General features: G+C 72.5%; 12 protein-coding genes. 5 read left to right on the top strand and 7 right to left on the bottom strand.

Features of this window, described 5'->3' with window-relative positions:
* Position 1: 1 nt before the first annotated feature.
* From MFF01_RS19815 to MFF01_RS19790, 6 genes are all read right to left on the bottom strand, one after another.
* On the bottom strand, positions 2–1033 hold the full coding sequence (locus MFF01_RS19815; protein ID WP_238227969.1) for an FAD binding domain-containing protein: 1032 nt from the start codon (positions 1031–1033) through the stop codon (positions 2–4).
* The gene (locus MFF01_RS19810; protein ID WP_238227968.1) at positions 1030–1548 is read right to left on the bottom strand and encodes a (2Fe-2S)-binding protein; all 519 of its coding nucleotides are present in this window, start codon (positions 1546–1548) and stop codon (positions 1030–1032) included. The genes MFF01_RS19815 and MFF01_RS19810 overlap by 4 nt, the downstream gene beginning before the upstream one ends.
* A 70-nt stretch (positions 1549–1618) precedes the next feature.
* On the bottom strand, positions 1619–2020 hold the full coding sequence (gene copM, locus MFF01_RS19805; RefSeq protein ID WP_238227967.1) for a CopM family metallochaperone: 402 nt from the start codon (positions 2018–2020) through the stop codon (positions 1619–1621).
* 15 nt (positions 2021–2035) lie between these two features.
* Positions 2036–5164 carry an efflux RND transporter permease subunit gene (locus MFF01_RS19800; RefSeq protein ID WP_238227966.1) on the bottom strand — a complete coding sequence of 1043 codons (3129 nt, stop codon included), beginning with the start codon at positions 5162–5164 and terminating at the stop codon, positions 2036–2038.
* Positions 5165–5379: 215 nt separating this feature from the next.
* Complete coding sequence (locus tag MFF01_RS19795) at positions 5380–7080, bottom strand: efflux RND transporter periplasmic adaptor subunit (RefSeq protein ID WP_238227965.1); 1701 nt, start codon at positions 7078–7080, stop codon at positions 5380–5382.
* An 82-nt stretch (positions 7081–7162) separates the two neighbouring features.
* Positions 7163–7561 (bottom strand): hypothetical protein, encoded by a 399-nt coding sequence (locus MFF01_RS19790; protein WP_238227964.1) that lies wholly within the window; start codon positions 7559–7561, stop codon positions 7163–7165.
* 99 nt (positions 7562–7660) lie between these two features.
* On the opposite strand from MFF01_RS19790, the gene cobF reads away from it, so the two are divergent.
* A complete protein-coding gene (gene cobF / locus MFF01_RS19785) occupies positions 7661–8413 on the top strand; it encodes a precorrin-6A synthase (deacetylating) (RefSeq protein ID WP_238227963.1) in 753 nt (250 codons plus the stop codon).
* A gap of 238 nt (positions 8414–8651) precedes the next feature.
* Positions 8652–9923 carry a hypothetical protein gene (locus MFF01_RS19780; RefSeq protein ID WP_238227962.1) on the top strand — a complete coding sequence of 424 codons (1272 nt, stop codon included), beginning with the start codon at positions 8652–8654 and terminating at the stop codon, positions 9921–9923.
* A 9-nt stretch (positions 9924–9932) separates the two neighbouring features.
* Here the strand turns inward: MFF01_RS19780 and MFF01_RS19775 are convergent, their stop codons facing one another.
* Positions 9933–10499 (bottom strand): hypothetical protein, encoded by a 567-nt coding sequence (locus MFF01_RS19775; protein WP_238227961.1) that lies wholly within the window; start codon positions 10497–10499, stop codon positions 9933–9935.
* Between the two features lie 340 nt (positions 10500–10839).
* Between MFF01_RS19775 and MFF01_RS19770 the strand changes: the two genes are divergently transcribed.
* From MFF01_RS19770 to MFF01_RS19760, 3 genes are all read left to right on the top strand, one after another.
* Positions 10840–11478, top strand: a complete 639-nt coding sequence (locus MFF01_RS19770; RefSeq protein WP_091973379.1) for a division plane positioning ATPase MipZ — start codon at positions 10840–10842, stop codon at positions 11476–11478.
* Complete coding sequence (locus MFF01_RS19765) at positions 11462–11788, top strand: ribbon-helix-helix domain-containing protein (protein WP_238227960.1); 327 nt, start codon at positions 11462–11464, stop codon at positions 11786–11788. Before MFF01_RS19770 ends, MFF01_RS19765 begins: the two co-directional genes overlap by 17 nt.
* Positions 11789–12044: 256 nt before the next feature.
* The gene (locus tag MFF01_RS19760) at positions 12045–13469 is read left to right on the top strand and encodes a septal ring lytic transglycosylase RlpA family protein (protein ID WP_238227959.1); all 1425 of its coding nucleotides are present in this window, start codon (positions 12045–12047) and stop codon (positions 13467–13469) included.
* Positions 13470–13559: the final 90 nt, after the last annotated feature.

Raw genomic sequence — 13559 nt, 5'->3', positions numbered from 1 at the left:
GTCAGGCTCCGAAGGGGCTGGCGGGCAAGGCGGGGAGGCGGGCCGGAGTGCCGGCCTGCGCCAGGGTGAGCGCCCGCACGACGATGCGGCGGGCGAGTTCGATCTTGGCGGCGTTGTCGCCGGACGGTCTCGCTCCGGCCAGCGCCGCGTCGGCGGCCTTCGCGAACAGGTCGGGGCTCGGGCTTTGCCCGGTCAGCAGATTCTCCGCCTCCCGCGCCCGCCAGGGCTTCAGGGCGACGCTGCCGAGCGCGATGCGGGCCTGCCCGATGCGGTCGCCGTCGAGGGTGAGGCCCACCGCCGCCGAGACCAGGGCGAAGGCGTAGGAGGTGCGCTCGCGGACCTTGAGGTAGCGCGAATGGGCCGCGAAGGCCTTCGCGTCCGGCGGGAGGCGGACGGCCACGATCAATTCGCCCGGCGCCAGTTCGGTCTCGCGCTCAGGGGTGTCGCCGGGCAGGCGGTGGAAATCCGCCAGGGGGATCTCGCGGCGCCCGGCCGGGCCCTCGATCTCCACGGTTGCACCGAGGGCAGCCAGCGGCACGCAGAAATCGGATGGGTGGGTGGCGATGCAGGCCTCGCTCCAGCCCAGCACCGCGTGGGTGCGCGTCGCCCCGCCGATGGCCTCGCACCCGGCGCCGGGCTCGCGTTTGTTGCAGGCGCTCGCCGTGTCGTAAAAGTACTGGCAGCGGGTGCGCTGGAGGACGTTACCGGCGGTGGTGGCGGCGTTGCGCAGCTGCGCCGAGGCGCCCGACAGCAGGGCCTCGGCCACGGCCGGATAGGTTCTGGCGAAGGCCGGATCGTGCGCCAGCGTCGCGTTGCGCACCAGGGCACCGATGCGGACGCTGCCATCCGGCAGGGTCTCGACGGCATCAAGGCCGGCGATGCGCGAGATGTCGATGAGGCGCTCGGGGCGGGTCACGCCGCCCTTCATGAGGTCGAGGAGGTTGGTGCCGGAGGCGAGATACGCGGCCCCGGCGCCGTGGGCCGCCACCGCCTCGGCGACGCTGCCGGCCCGGACGTAATCGAAGCGGTTCATGCCGCATCCTCGCTGAGGTTGCCACCGGGCAGGACGTCGGGGGCGTTCATCGCCGCCTGGGCCGCCAGCACGGCCTCGGTGATGCCGGCATAGGCGCCGCAGCGGCAGAGATTCCCGCTCATGCCCTCGCGCACCCGCTCGGGATCGTCGCCCGCCTGGCCCTCCCGGATGAGGCCGACGGCGCTCATGATCTGGCCGGGCGTGCAGAAGCCGCACTGATAGCCGTCGTGAGCGACGAAGGCGGCCTGGACGGGATGGAGCACGTCCCCGTCCGCCAGGCCCTCGATGGTGGTGATGGACGCGCCGTCGTGGCTCACGGCCAACGCCAGGCAGGCATTGATCCGCACCCCGTCGAGGAGGACCGTGCAGGCACCGCACTGGCCCCGGTCGCACCCCTTCTTCGACCCGGTGAGGTCGAGGCGCTCGCGCAGGGCATCGAGGAGGGTGACCCGCGCATCCTCGAGGACGAGGCTGCGGGACACGCCGTTCACGGTCAGCGTGATGGGAAAGCTCATGCTCGGGCGGCTCCGCGCGGCTTGTCTGGAACGTCTCCAGATAGGGCCAGCGCGGGGGACGACCAGCCGCCTACTTCGCTCCCTTGCGCGTCAGAATCGCCTGCATCTGGGCGATCTCGGAATCCTGCGCCGTGACGATGCGCTCGGCGAGCGCCCGCACTTCCGGGTCCTTCGAATACTGTAGCGCCACCTTCGCCATGGCGATGGCGCCCTGGTGGTGCGGGATCATGCCGGCGGCGAAGTCGCGGTCGACGTCGCCCGAATAGGCGATCTCCATGTCGCCGTGCATGCGCATGTTGGCCTCGCGGAAGGCGCGGGTGGAAGGGGCCTCGGCGCCCTTCTGAGGGGCCAGGTGGTCGTGGCCGGCATGGTCGTGGCCCGGATGATCGTGGTCGTGGTCGTGGTCGGGGGCGGCGACCGCGCCGTGGGCGAGGAGGACGAGGGCGGCGGCGAGGGTGGTCTTGAGGATCATCGAAGAACTCCGGGGTCAGAACAGGGCGGGGCTTGGCGCCCCGGTGGGCGAGGAGGCCGGCTCCGGCGGGGCGGCGAGCCGGGCGAAGGCCGGGCCGCCGAAGCGCAGGAGCAGGATCGGGGTCAGTACGGCGTCCAGCAGCGTCGCGCTGAACAGGCCGCCGAAGATCGTGACGGCGACGGGGTGGAGGATCTCCTTGCCGGGCGCCGTGCCGTCGATCAGCAGCGGCACCAGGGCGATGCCGGCGGCGAGCGCCGTCATCAGCACCGGTACGAGGCGCTCCTGGCTCGCCCGCAGCACCAGGGCCGGGCCGAAGGGAAGGCCCTCGGTCAGCCCGAGATTGAGGGCGTGACTGATCTTCAGGATGCCGTTGCGGGCGACGATGCCGGTGAGGGTCACGAAGCCGATCATCGAGGCCACCGACAGGGGAAGCCCCGCGACGGTGAGGGCCACGACGCTGCCGATGAGGGCGAGCGGCACGTTGCCCATGACGATGAGGGCGAGCACCCCCGAACGGTAGCGGCTCGCCAGGAGGGCGAAGACGAGGGCGAGGGACACGAGGCTGAGGAGCCCGATGGTCCGCGTCGCCTCCCCTTGCGCCTGATACGCGCCTTCGAGATTGGCACTCACGCCCTCGGGCAGTTTCGTCCGGGCCAGGAGTTTCGCGATCTGGCCGGCCACGGCCGAACCGTCCGCACCCGGCTCGGTGTTGGCCTGGATGACGAGGCGCCGGCGCCCGTTCTCGCGAAGGATCTGGTTGGGGCCGTCGCGCTCGGTGATGTCGGCGAGGGCGTGCGCGGGCACCCAGCCCGTGGGCGTCTCGATGAGAAGATCGCGCAGGGCCGTGACCGAGCGGCCGGATTCGGGCAGGCGCACGGTCACGTCGAAGCGGCGCAGGCCGTCCACCAGGGTCGAGACCACGCGGCCGTTGGCGAGGCGGCTCACGGCCTCCACCACGGCATTGGGGGCGATGCCGTAGAGGGCGGCGCGACCGCCGTCGACGCGGACATCGAGCTGCGGGATGCGCACCTGCTTCTCGATGGCAAGATCGGCAACGCCGGGGATTGTTTCGAACTCCGCTTTCAGCTCCTCGGCGGTGCGGCGCACGGTATCGAGATCCTCGCCGAACAGCTTCACGGCGATCTCGGCGCGCACGCCCGACAGCATGTGGTCGAGGCGGTGCGAAATCGGCTGGCCGACATTGACCGAGACCGGCAGCACCCCGAGGCGCGCCCGGATGTCGGCAACGATGCGTTCGCGCGGCCGCCCGCCGGGCCTGAGCCCGATCTCGAGGTCGGAGGAGTGGACGCCCTCGGCGTGCTCGTCGAGTTCGGCCCGGCCCGTGCGGCGCCCGACGCGGTCCACCTCCGGGATATCCATGACGAGCCCCTCCGCGATGGCGCCGATCCGGCTCGATTCGGCCAGCGAAATGCCCGGCGTGAAGGCGAGGTTGACGGTGAACGAGCCCTCGTTGAACGGCGGCAGGAACGCGCGCGGCAGGCCGGCGGCGCCGTAGGCCGCGAGACCGACACCGAGGACGGCACCCATCATCACGAGCCGCTGATGCCCGAACGCGAAGCCGACGAGGTGCGCGTTGCCGGCCTTGAGCCAGCGGATCAGCCGGCCCTCCGGCGCCTCCAGGCTGCGTAAGCCGGGCAGCAGCCAGGAGGCGAGGGCGGGTGTCAGCGTGAGAGAGACGACAAGGCTCGACAGGATGGCGATGATGTAGGCTTGGCCCAGCGGCGCGAACAGCCGGCCCTCGATGCCGGTGAGCGCGAACAGCGGCACGAAGACGAGGCAGATGATGGCGGTGGCGTAGACGATGCCGGACCGGACCTCGTTCGAGGCCGCGACGATCACGGCGAAGGACGAGCGCGGGGCGCCCGCGTGCCGGTTCTCGCGCAGGCGCCGCAGGATGTTCTCCACATCCACCACGGCGTCGTCCACGAGTTCGCCGATGGCGATGGCGAGGCCGCCCAGCGTCATGGTGTTGATGGACAGGCCGAGCGCGGAAAAGATTGCCGCCGTGGCGAGGATCGAGACGGGAATCGCGGTGAGCGAGATGAGCGTGGTGCGCGCGTTCATCAGGAATGCGAACAGCACCACGGCCACCACGGCCACGGCCTCGAGGAGCACCGTGACGACGTTGCGGAGCGATGTCTCGATGAAGTCCGCCTGCCGGAACAGGATTTTTTCGGCCGTGATGCCCTTGGGCAGGGCCGGGGCGAGTTCTGCCAGCGCCGCCTCCACGGTCTTCGTCAGCCGCACGGTGTCGATGCCGGGCTGCTTCTCCACGGAGACGATGACGGCGGGTTTCCCCATGTAGCCGCCGTCGCCGCGCTTCGGCCGGGGCGCGAAGGCGACGTCCGCCACCTGCCGCAGGTAGACCGGGCCGCCGGGCGTCGGCACCACGAGGCCGCTCAGGTCCTCCAGGCGGGTGGTGCGGCCCACCGCCCGGATCAGCACCTCGCGGGCCCCGGCATCGGTGAAGCCGCCGCCGGCATTGGAGCCGAAGCCTTCGAGCGCACGCGCCAGGGCGTCGTGGGTGACGCCGAGCGCCCGCATGGCGGCGGGGTTGGGGGCGACCCGGAACTGGCGCACTTCGCCGCCGATGGGGATCACCTGGGCGACGCCGGGAATCGACAGCAGGCGCGGCCGGATCGTGAAGTCGGCGGCCTCGCGTAGCTGCATGGCGGTGGCCGTCTCGCCCGTCACGGCGACGAGGAGGATGCCGCCCATGATCGAGGAGACCGGTCCCATCTGGGGCATGACGGTCGCGGGCAATTCGGTGCGGGCGAGCGCCAGGCGCTCGGCCACGAACTGGCGGGCGCGGAACAGGTCGGCCGACCATTCGAACTCGACGGTGACGATGGACAGGCCGATTCCCGAGACCGAACGCACGCGGGTGACGCCGGGCAGGCCGTTCATCCGCGTCTCGATGGGGTAGGTGACGCGTTGCTCGACCTCGGTCGGCGCGAGCCCCTCGGCCTCCGTCATCACCGTCACGGTGGGGCGGTTGAGGTCGGGCAGCACGTCGACGGGCAGGCGGGTGAGGGCCAGCACGCCGGTGAGGACCAGGGCAGCGGCCAGCGCCAGCACGAGGAGGCGGTTGCGCAGGGATTGCGCGACGATGGCTTCGAACATCTCAGGTTGCCTCTCGGGGCATGGGTTCGATCGTGGGGATTTCGTTCGATCGCCTGGGATCGGTCGGTCGCAACCGGCTCCCTCTCCTGAAAGGAGAGGGCTGGGGTGAGGTGTGTGTGCTCTCCGGAAAGGTCCCACACCTCACCCTGTCCCTCTCCTTCCAGGAGAGGGGACCCGCGCTAAGACCGCATCCCATCGCGACCGTCGCGGTCGGGCTAGCGGATCTGGTCCAAGAGTTCGGCGCCCTGGACGACGACGCGGCGGCCGGGCGCCAGTCCGTCGGATACCACCACCCGGTCGGCGTCGAGGGCCTCGGCCCGCACGGCGTGGGCGACGAAGCGCTCGGCGCTGACGTGCTCGTAGACAAGGCTGCCGCCCTCCGTGCGCACGAGGCCGCCGCGCGGCAGGGGCAGGCCCTGGCGCGCGCCGCCCGTCGGGGCCAGCACCGTCACGAACTGGCCGAGGCGCAGGGCGCCGGCGTCTCCGACGACGGCGAACTGAACCGGGACGGCCTGGTTGCGGTCGGCGAGTCCGGCGCCGCGATAGGCGAGGGTCAGGCTCGTGCCGTCGCCGAGACGTGCCGTCGCGGCGCTGCCCTCGGCGAGGGCCGAAAAGCTCAAGGCCTCGACCCAGAGCTTGCCCGGATCCACGATGCGGTAGACGACGGTGCCGGGGGCCGCCATGGCGCCGGCGACGGCCGCCGTCTCGGCCACGACCCCGTCCACGGGGGCCATCAGGGCCTCGGGCTCGCGCCGGATGGCGTCGAGGGCGGCGCGGCGGTCCCTGAGGCCGTCGAGTTCCGAGCGGGCGTCGTCGAGCTGGGTCTGGGCCACGGCTCCCGTGGTGGACAGGCGCTCGAAGCGGCCGACCCGGCGCACCAGGATGGCGATCTGCTGGTCGAGTTCGCCCTGGCGCTGGCGCATGTCGGAGACGTCCACGGCCTGGACCGGCGGCGTCACCGTGGCGAGCACGTCGCCGCGTCGCACCCGGGTGCCGAGGCGGGGAAAACCGCCGGCGGGCGGCGCGAGGCGGCCGCCGACGGAGGATTGCACCACGCCGCTGGCGTTCGGGTCGGCGATGATCCGGCCGGGCAGTTCCGTGACGCGGGCGACGCTGCCCGTGGCCGTGAGATCGGTGCGGAGCGCCAGCAGCCGCTGCAGGGATTTGGGCACGAACACCGAGCCGTCGGGCAGGCGGCGCGCGCGCTCGGGGGCACCGGGCGCGAGGGCGGCGGGCAGGGTCACGGCGGCGTTGCCGCCGCTCTCGTGGCCCTCGTGCGCGAGGGCGGTGCCGCTGAACACCAGCGTTGCGGTGACGGCGAGCAGCGCGAGGGCCATCGCCGCCGTCCGGCGTCCGCGTAGGGAGACGACGGCGGCGAGTCCGAGGAGGAAGCCGCCGGCCGCCGTGGCCAGCGGATTCTGGCGCGCCAGGCGTTCGGCCAGCGTCGGGTTCGCCTCGCCCGTGCTCGCCGTGGCGGCGGGCGCCGCGTCCGGGTTGCCCTCGGGCAGATCGAGGTCGAGGCTCAGGACGTCCGTGGCGCCCCCCGCGCTGACCCCCACCATGAGATCGTTGTGGGTGCTCCCCGCCGGCCAGGGGAGGGGGAGGCGGTAGGTGCCGGGCGCCGTCTCGACGGCTTTGCGGCGTGGCTGGCCCGCCATGGACACGGCGATGCCGGCGCCGGTGACGGGCACGTTGGTGGTGAAGCCGTCGAGGTACAGGACGAGGTCGCCGCCCGCGACCACGGCCACGAGTTCGAACCGCTGCGAGACGGCCTCGGCGCGGGGCGCCGCCGCCACCGGCGCAGGCGGGGGCTCGGCGCCGTGGTCGTGGCCTTCGTGTGCGTGAACGGAGCCGACGAAAAGGATGGGGCACGCAAGGGCGAGCACGCGCAGGGCGGCCGCGGGAACGAGGGACATGGAACGGTCTTTCGCCGACGAAGCAGGAATGCGTTCCGGCGAACCGCGCGCGGGGGCGGCTCGGCGGGGACGCGCGACAGCGTCAGGCGGCGGATCTGGGCGGTTTGGGCAGGGCTTCCGGCACGACGTCCGTCCGGGCCGGGAGGGCGCGCGCGAGGGCGCGGGCACCGGCCGGGCGGCGGGGCAGGGCGGCCTGGGCGTTCGGTGCCAGAGCAGCACCCGTGCAGCAGGGCGTTCCCGGGATGTGGCAGCACGTCCCGTCGCACGTACGGGTCAGGCGCGTCTCCACACTGGACCGAGCGGGCGAGGCGAGCGCCGGGGCGCGGAGAGTGGTGTCGACCACGACGAGGACGCGCACGGCATCGGCCGCACCATGCCGGGCGTGGCCCGCATGGGCCTCCGCACCGGACGGCATGACGCCGACGACGATCAGAACGATCACCGCCATGAGCCAGAATACCATGGTGCGCGCGCAGGTCATGCCGCTCATCTCCTAGCACGGATGACGGGCGGGCGACAGACGGGGCGTTCTCGCTTAATCCGGGCTCGACCTTCCGGCGATCCCCAAGGACTCCAAACGGTGCGAACCATCCGCGTCATCGGCATCGGGGCCGGCAACCCCGAGCACGTCACCGTGCAGGCCATCCGCGCCCTCAACACCGTCGACGTGGTGTTCGTCCTCGACAAGGGCGGGGAGAAGGCCAGCCTCGTGGCCCTGCGCCACGCGATCTGCGAACGCTACATCACCGAGCGGCCCTACCGCTTCGTCGAGGCGCGGGACCCCGAGCGCGACCGCAACCCGTCCGATTACGGGGCGACGGTGGAGGCCTGGCACGCCGCCCGCGCCATCCTGTACGAGGCGATGATCGAGGGCGAACTCGGCCCCGACGAATGCGGCGCCTTCCTCGTCTGGGGTGATCCCGCCCTCTACGACAGCACCCTGCGGATCATCGAGCGCATCGTGGCGCGCGCCCGCGTGCCCTTCACCTACGACGTGATTCCGGGCATCAGCAGCGTCCAGGCCCTGGCCGCCAGCCACCGCATCGCCCTCAACCGTATCGGCGCGCCCATCCACATCACCACGGGCCGGCAGATCGCCGACGGATTGCCGCCGGACGCCGACACCACGGTGGTGATGCTCGACGGCCATCCGCGCTTCGACCATCTCGACCCGGACCTGACGATCTACTGGGGCGCCTATCTTGGGACGCCCGACGAGATCGTCCTGTCCGGGCGCCTCGGCGACGTCGCCGAGGCCATCGGCCGGACCCGGACGGAGGCCCGCGCCCGCCACGGCTGGATCATGGACACGTATCTGCTGCGCGCGCCCTGACGTGCCCGACGCGGCGCCCTGCGACATAGTCGCCCGGTCTTCGGAACGAAATCGCCCGTCCCCGGCCCGCCAGGGCAAATCGATCCATTCGGAGCCGCGCCGGCAGGCGCAACCGTCTGTCCGGGCCGGCGCGCCGGCCGCCGCGGCGGTTTCCCTCGTCGGCGGGGGATGTTCCGGCGGTCGAGCAGGGGCGATCATCGGCCGGGCGCATCGAGGCGATGCGCGGAGGGCGGGGCCCATGGCGGTACGTGCGGGAACGGCGGGATGGGGTGGGACGCGCCTCGGGCGGGTGATCGGCGCCTGCCTCGTTCTCGGCGCCGCCCTCGCCTGTCTCGACCGGCCCAGCGATGGCGCGGCCATCGCGTCCCTGTCCGCGCGTTGGCCGGAGCCCCTGCAAGAGCCTGTGCACGAGCCGTCGGAGGAGCGCCCGGCACCGGATGCGCCCGCCGGGCCCGCTCGCGTCGCCCTCGGCCCCCACGGCCGCGACATCCGCCTTGCCGGTGAGCTGGGGGAGGGGACGGCGGAGCGCCTGCGGCGCCTCCTCGCCGCCAACCCCCAGGTGGAGCGCCTTCACCTCACCAGCGAAGGCGGCCTCGTGGAGGAGGGGCAGGCCATCGGCGACCTCGTCGTGGCCCGGGGGCTCGCCACCTACGTGCCCGATTACTGCGTCTCGGCCTGCACCCTGGCCTTCGTGCGTGGCACCCGGCGCTTCCTCGTGGAAGGCGGGCGCCTCGGCTTCCACGCTCCCTACGAGGTCGGTCCATCGGGTCGGGTCGTACAGGTGGACGGCGTGCCCGAGCGGGCGGCCTACCTCGCGGCCGGCCTCGATCCAGCCTTCGTGACGCAGGCCCTGGCGACGGCCTCGGACGATTTGTGGGTGCCCGACGCGCACCGGCTTGTCGCCGCCCGCGCCGTGACCGAGACCGTCGATACCGGGCAGTTGCCCGATTCGACCCTCGACGACGACCCGAGCCCGGCCGGAGCGCGGGCGGCGGTTCTGCGTATCCTGCCGATCCTGGAGACCTCCGCCGTCGCGGGGAGCGCCCCTCCGATCGAGGACCTGGCGGCCTGGTACGCGCAGGCCTACCGCGCCGGCCGCTCGGAGGCCGAGAACGTCGATGGCTTGCGCCGCCGTGCCGCCATGGAGATCGCCAGGACCCTGAGCCGGGCCAACGACGCCACGGCTCTGGCCGCCGGGCGCGTCCTCCTGCGGGCCATGCTGACGGTCCGCGATTCGGATCGCGCCCTCTGCGGGCGGATCGGGGCGGGGGCCGACCTCGTCGAGGCCTCGGAGGCGCTGGGCGACGCAGCGACGGCCCTTGCGGCGCGGGCCGGGTCGTTCAGCGTGGGCGAGCTCACCCCCGGGCCGGTGCACGGGCGCGGCTGCCAGGCCGAGATCCATGCCTATGCGCGCGCCCTGGCCAAACCCTCGGCGGAGGCGGCCCTGTCCGTCCGGGCCCTGGTGCAACGGGCGGCGCCCCCCGTCCACGCGGCCTCCGCCCTGCCCTGAGGCAAATGTCTAATGCCGCCGCTCGCCCGTCGTCCCCTGGAGGTGACGGGCGAGTTCGTGGCCGATCTCCCGCATGAGGCCGTCGAGGAGGCGGGCGAGGGCGGGGTGATGCAGGTGGCCGACGAGGCCGTGCAGAGCGATGGCGTGCTCGGCCATGCGGTTCACCGCGTGCTGGGCCGGCCGGTCGAGGCCCCCCTCATGAGTGAGGTCGAGGGCGATGCCGCGCCCGTGTCGGGGCTGTCCCGTCCCGTCGCACTCGATCCGGCCGCGCAGGGACAGGGTGCGTCCTCCCCGCGCCGTGCGGAAGGCCACGTCCAACGGGGTGGCGCCCACGATGGCGGCGTGGAGAACGTTCTCCACCCGGGCGCGATCCTCGCAGTGGATCCCGTCGAGGAGGCCCTCCAGGGGCAGGCCGGACGCCGTGCGTGCCGGATCCAGACCCAACTCTTGCGCGAGCTCCCCCGAAAGTACGACACGGTCGGCCCGGATGTCGTAGGTCCACAGGCCGACCACCCCGGAGGCGGCCAGGGCCGCCTGCATGTCGTCGCCATCCGCCGCGAGCGTGAGCCGGGACATGATCCTCCTGGGGCGGGACGGACCGGGACCGGCCGTCGAGGGGTGTGATTACCTGAGGTTGGCATGCCATCGGGGGCATCTTCTCGGTCTGGTCCCAGGCTAGGGCGAAAGCGGCGCCTGGAGAAGGGGGCGGTTGCGTTTTTCCTTTCAAAAGGCAACCTCAGATTATGTTGGCGCAGGCGCCTTTTGCCCCTGGAGGAAGGCGCGGGATCCGGTCGCTTAACGGTTGATTAACCACGATCGGCGAAACCAAGCAGGTCATCCTTGCGTCACAGGACAGCCCGGCGCCGCCGGTGCCTTGGAAGCCAGGACGAATCGCGAGCCGGGAAGGGGCGTCAGGATGAAGGCCATCACGTTCGTCACGCAGAAGGGGGGCAGCGGCAAGAGCACCCTGTGCATCTCGCTCGCCGTCGCCGCCCAGGAGCGCGGCCTCTCCGTCTGCATCCTCGAGATGGACCGTCAGGCCACGATCTCGGACTGGCTCGACCACCGCACCGCCGACGGCCCCGAGGTCGCCCAGATCGACGCCACGCAGATCGACGCGGTGATGGCCCAGCTGCGCGAGTCGTCCTACGATTACGTGTTCATCGACACGCCGGGCGTCGATTCCGCCGGCACCCTCTCGGCGATCCGCGCGGCGGACCTCTGCATCATTCCGTGCCGGCCGACGCCCGCTGACCTGCGCGCCTTCAAGCCGACGCTGGCCGCCGTCTATCGGCTCGAGAAGAAGTTCGCCTTCGTCCTGAACCAGACTCCGCCCCGGTCCTACCGCATCCGCGACGCCGCGGATGGTCTCGCGGTGCTCGGCATCCTGCCCGACGTCAACATCGTCGCCCGCACGGACCATCAGGACGCCATCGGCGTCGGCCAGGGCGTCACCGAGTTCAATCCGAAGGGGCAGGCGGCGGGCGAGGTGCGCAAGCTCTGGACCTGGATCGAGAAGCGGATGCAGGTCTCCAAGCATGTCAAAGCCGCCTAAACCGGGTCTTTCCAGGCCGAGCCTGGCCTCCATCGTCGCGGCCTCGGCCACCACGGGGCGCCCCCTCCCCACCGCCGAGATCGTCCAGCTCGACGTCGGAACCCCCCGCCCCCGGCCGAGCGCCACCCTCAAGGAGCGGGCGCGTCAGATGTCGGTCTATCTCGAGCCGCCGGTCTACGATCAGCTGCGCGACCTCGCCCATACCGAGCGGGCCAAGATGCACGGCCTCATGCTCGAAGCCCTCGATCTGCTGTTCAAGCAGCGCGGCGCCCGCTCCATCCGGCAGCTGACGGACGACGATTCCCGCTGACGCCGGACGCACCGCGCGTCGTTCGGCCGTCCGGGGCTCCGGCGCGCGCGGCCTGCGGGGCGGTTCCGTAGCCCCCGATTGGGCCGCGCTCACGAACGGTCCCGTCCATCTCATTCAGCCTTCGTTTACGCAGACGCGACAAACCTGAGTGTCCCGAGGCGGCGCCGATCTGCGCCGTTCCGGGCACCCGGCGGACCTCGCCGTCCTCGGTCGCGGGTGTGTGTGCGTGCGGGAGGCGGCGGGGCGGATCATCCGGATGACGCGTTCGACGAAGGCCGGCCTGATGCCCGGTTTGCAGGCCGGCACGGCGTGGCGGGTCCTCGGAATCTGCGCCGTGGCCCTCGTCACCGCCAACTGTGCCCAGAACCCGCAGCAGACCCTCGCCGGACCGTCTGGCTCGGGCGTCGATCCGAAATACGGGGTCAAGGCGAGTCCGCGCCTCTACAACGAGGGCGACGTGATCCCGAAGGGCGGCGGCCGGCGCTTCTCGGGCAAGCCCTACGTGGTGGCCGGGCGCACCTACGTGCCGCGCGAGAACGCGAAGGGCTACGTCCGCGAGGGCCTGGCCTCCTGGTACGGTGCGGCCTTCCACGGCCGCATGACGGCCAACGGCGAGGTGTTCGACCGCCACTCCATCGCCGCCGCGCACCCGACCCTGCCCCTGCCGAGCTACGCCCGCGTCACGAATCTGGCCAATCACCGCTCCATGATCGTGCGGGTGAACGATCGCGGGCCGTATCACGCCGACCGCGTCATGGACGTGTCGGAGGAGGTGGCCCAGGCCCTCGAATTCCACCGCAGCGGCACCTCCCGCGTGCGGGTCGAGTATGTCGGCAAGGCCTCCACCGCCGGCAGCGACGACAGCAAGCTCCTCGCCACCCTGCGCACGGACGGCCTGCCCGCCGCCATCGGGACCCGATCCCCGGTGATGCTTGCCGATCTCGGTCCCGACGCCGCCGAACCCGCTGCGCGCGAATCCGCGACCCCCGAGCCTTCGGCTGGCGAGCGCCTGACCCGAGGCCGCTCGGCCCTGGCGTTCAAGCCGGCCAGCGAGGAGGCGCGGGAGGAGGCCGAGACCGTCCGCCCGGCGCGACCCGCCCCGGTCCTCATGGCGCGGGCCGCCGGCGTCGCCGTGCCCGCCGCCCTGCAGCCCACCGCCGCGCGCGAGACCGCCTTCAAGCCCGTCGCGCCGATCCGCGTCGCATCCGCCAGCTCCGTGCCCGCGCGGCCGACGACCCACGAATCGGACGGCGCCCAGCGGACCGGCGGCCGGATGCGGGCCACGGCGCAACCCCTGACCCGCACGGCGGCCGCCTGGGCGCCCCCCGCGATGCCCGGCAGGGACCAGGGCAAGGACTCCAACAAGGGACACGGCAAGGCCGGCGCCCCGGTGCCCGTCGCGGTTGCCGCGCGGGCCGTGGCATCCGCCGGGACGGCCGGTCCCGGCAAGGGGGCGGTTCCCAAGGGGCTCGCCGCAGCACCTGTCGCCGCCCGGCCGACGGCGCCCGTCAAAGCCGTCGTGACCGCTCGGGCACCCGCGCCGCCCGTGAAACTCGCCGCTGCGAAGGCCCCGGTCGGCAAGGTCGCCGTCGAGAAGGTCCCATCCGGCAAGGTCGGCGCCGGCAAGGCCGTCGCCGGCACGGCCAAGCCGACCCGTGCGCGGGTCGCAGAAGCGCGGTGAGAGCCTGAAGCCGCCCGCGCGACGCGATACGGTGCAGCGCAGCGTATTTGGGTTCGATCTCCCCCCGAAATCCCTGTATCGTCACGCTTG

It is taken from the genome of Methylobacterium adhaesivum (genome assembly GCF_022179065.1).
Classification (GTDB): domain Bacteria; phylum Pseudomonadota; class Alphaproteobacteria; order Rhizobiales; family Beijerinckiaceae; genus Methylobacterium; species Methylobacterium adhaesivum.
The sequence above is the reverse complement of the archived record's forward strand: the minus strand, read 5'-3'. Positions and strand labels throughout refer to the sequence as shown.

Coding starts and splice junctions, on each gene's coding strand:
- MFF01_RS19815 (WP_238227969.1), bottom strand. CDS start 1,033: ATGAACCGCTTCGATTACGTCCGGGCCGGCAGCGTCGCCGAGGCGGTG.
- MFF01_RS19810 (WP_238227968.1), bottom strand. CDS start 1,548: ATGAGCTTTCCCATCACGCTGACCGTGAACGGCGTGTCCCGCAGCCTC.
- copM (WP_238227967.1), bottom strand. CDS start 2,020: ATGATCCTCAAGACCACCCTCGCCGCCGCCCTCGTCCTCCTCGCCCAC.
- MFF01_RS19800 (WP_238227966.1), bottom strand. CDS start 5,164: ATGTTCGAAGCCATCGTCGCGCAATCCCTGCGCAACCGCCTCCTCGTG.
- MFF01_RS19795 (WP_238227965.1), bottom strand. CDS start 7,080: ATGTCCCTCGTTCCCGCGGCCGCCCTGCGCGTGCTCGCCCTTGCGTGC.
- MFF01_RS19790 (WP_238227964.1), bottom strand. CDS start 7,561: ATGACCTGCGCGCGCACCATGGTATTCTGGCTCATGGCGGTGATCGTT.
- MFF01_RS19780 (WP_238227962.1), top strand. CDS start 8,652: ATGGCGGTACGTGCGGGAACGGCGGGATGGGGTGGGACGCGCCTCGGG.
- MFF01_RS19775 (WP_238227961.1), bottom strand. CDS start 10,499: ATGTCCCGGCTCACGCTCGCGGCGGATGGCGACGACATGCAGGCGGCC.
- MFF01_RS19770 (WP_091973379.1), top strand. CDS start 10,840: ATGAAGGCCATCACGTTCGTCACGCAGAAGGGGGGCAGCGGCAAGAGC.
- MFF01_RS19765 (WP_238227960.1), top strand. CDS start 11,462: ATGTCAAAGCCGCCTAAACCGGGTCTTTCCAGGCCGAGCCTGGCCTCC.
- MFF01_RS19760 (WP_238227959.1), top strand. CDS start 12,045: ATGACGCGTTCGACGAAGGCCGGCCTGATGCCCGGTTTGCAGGCCGGC.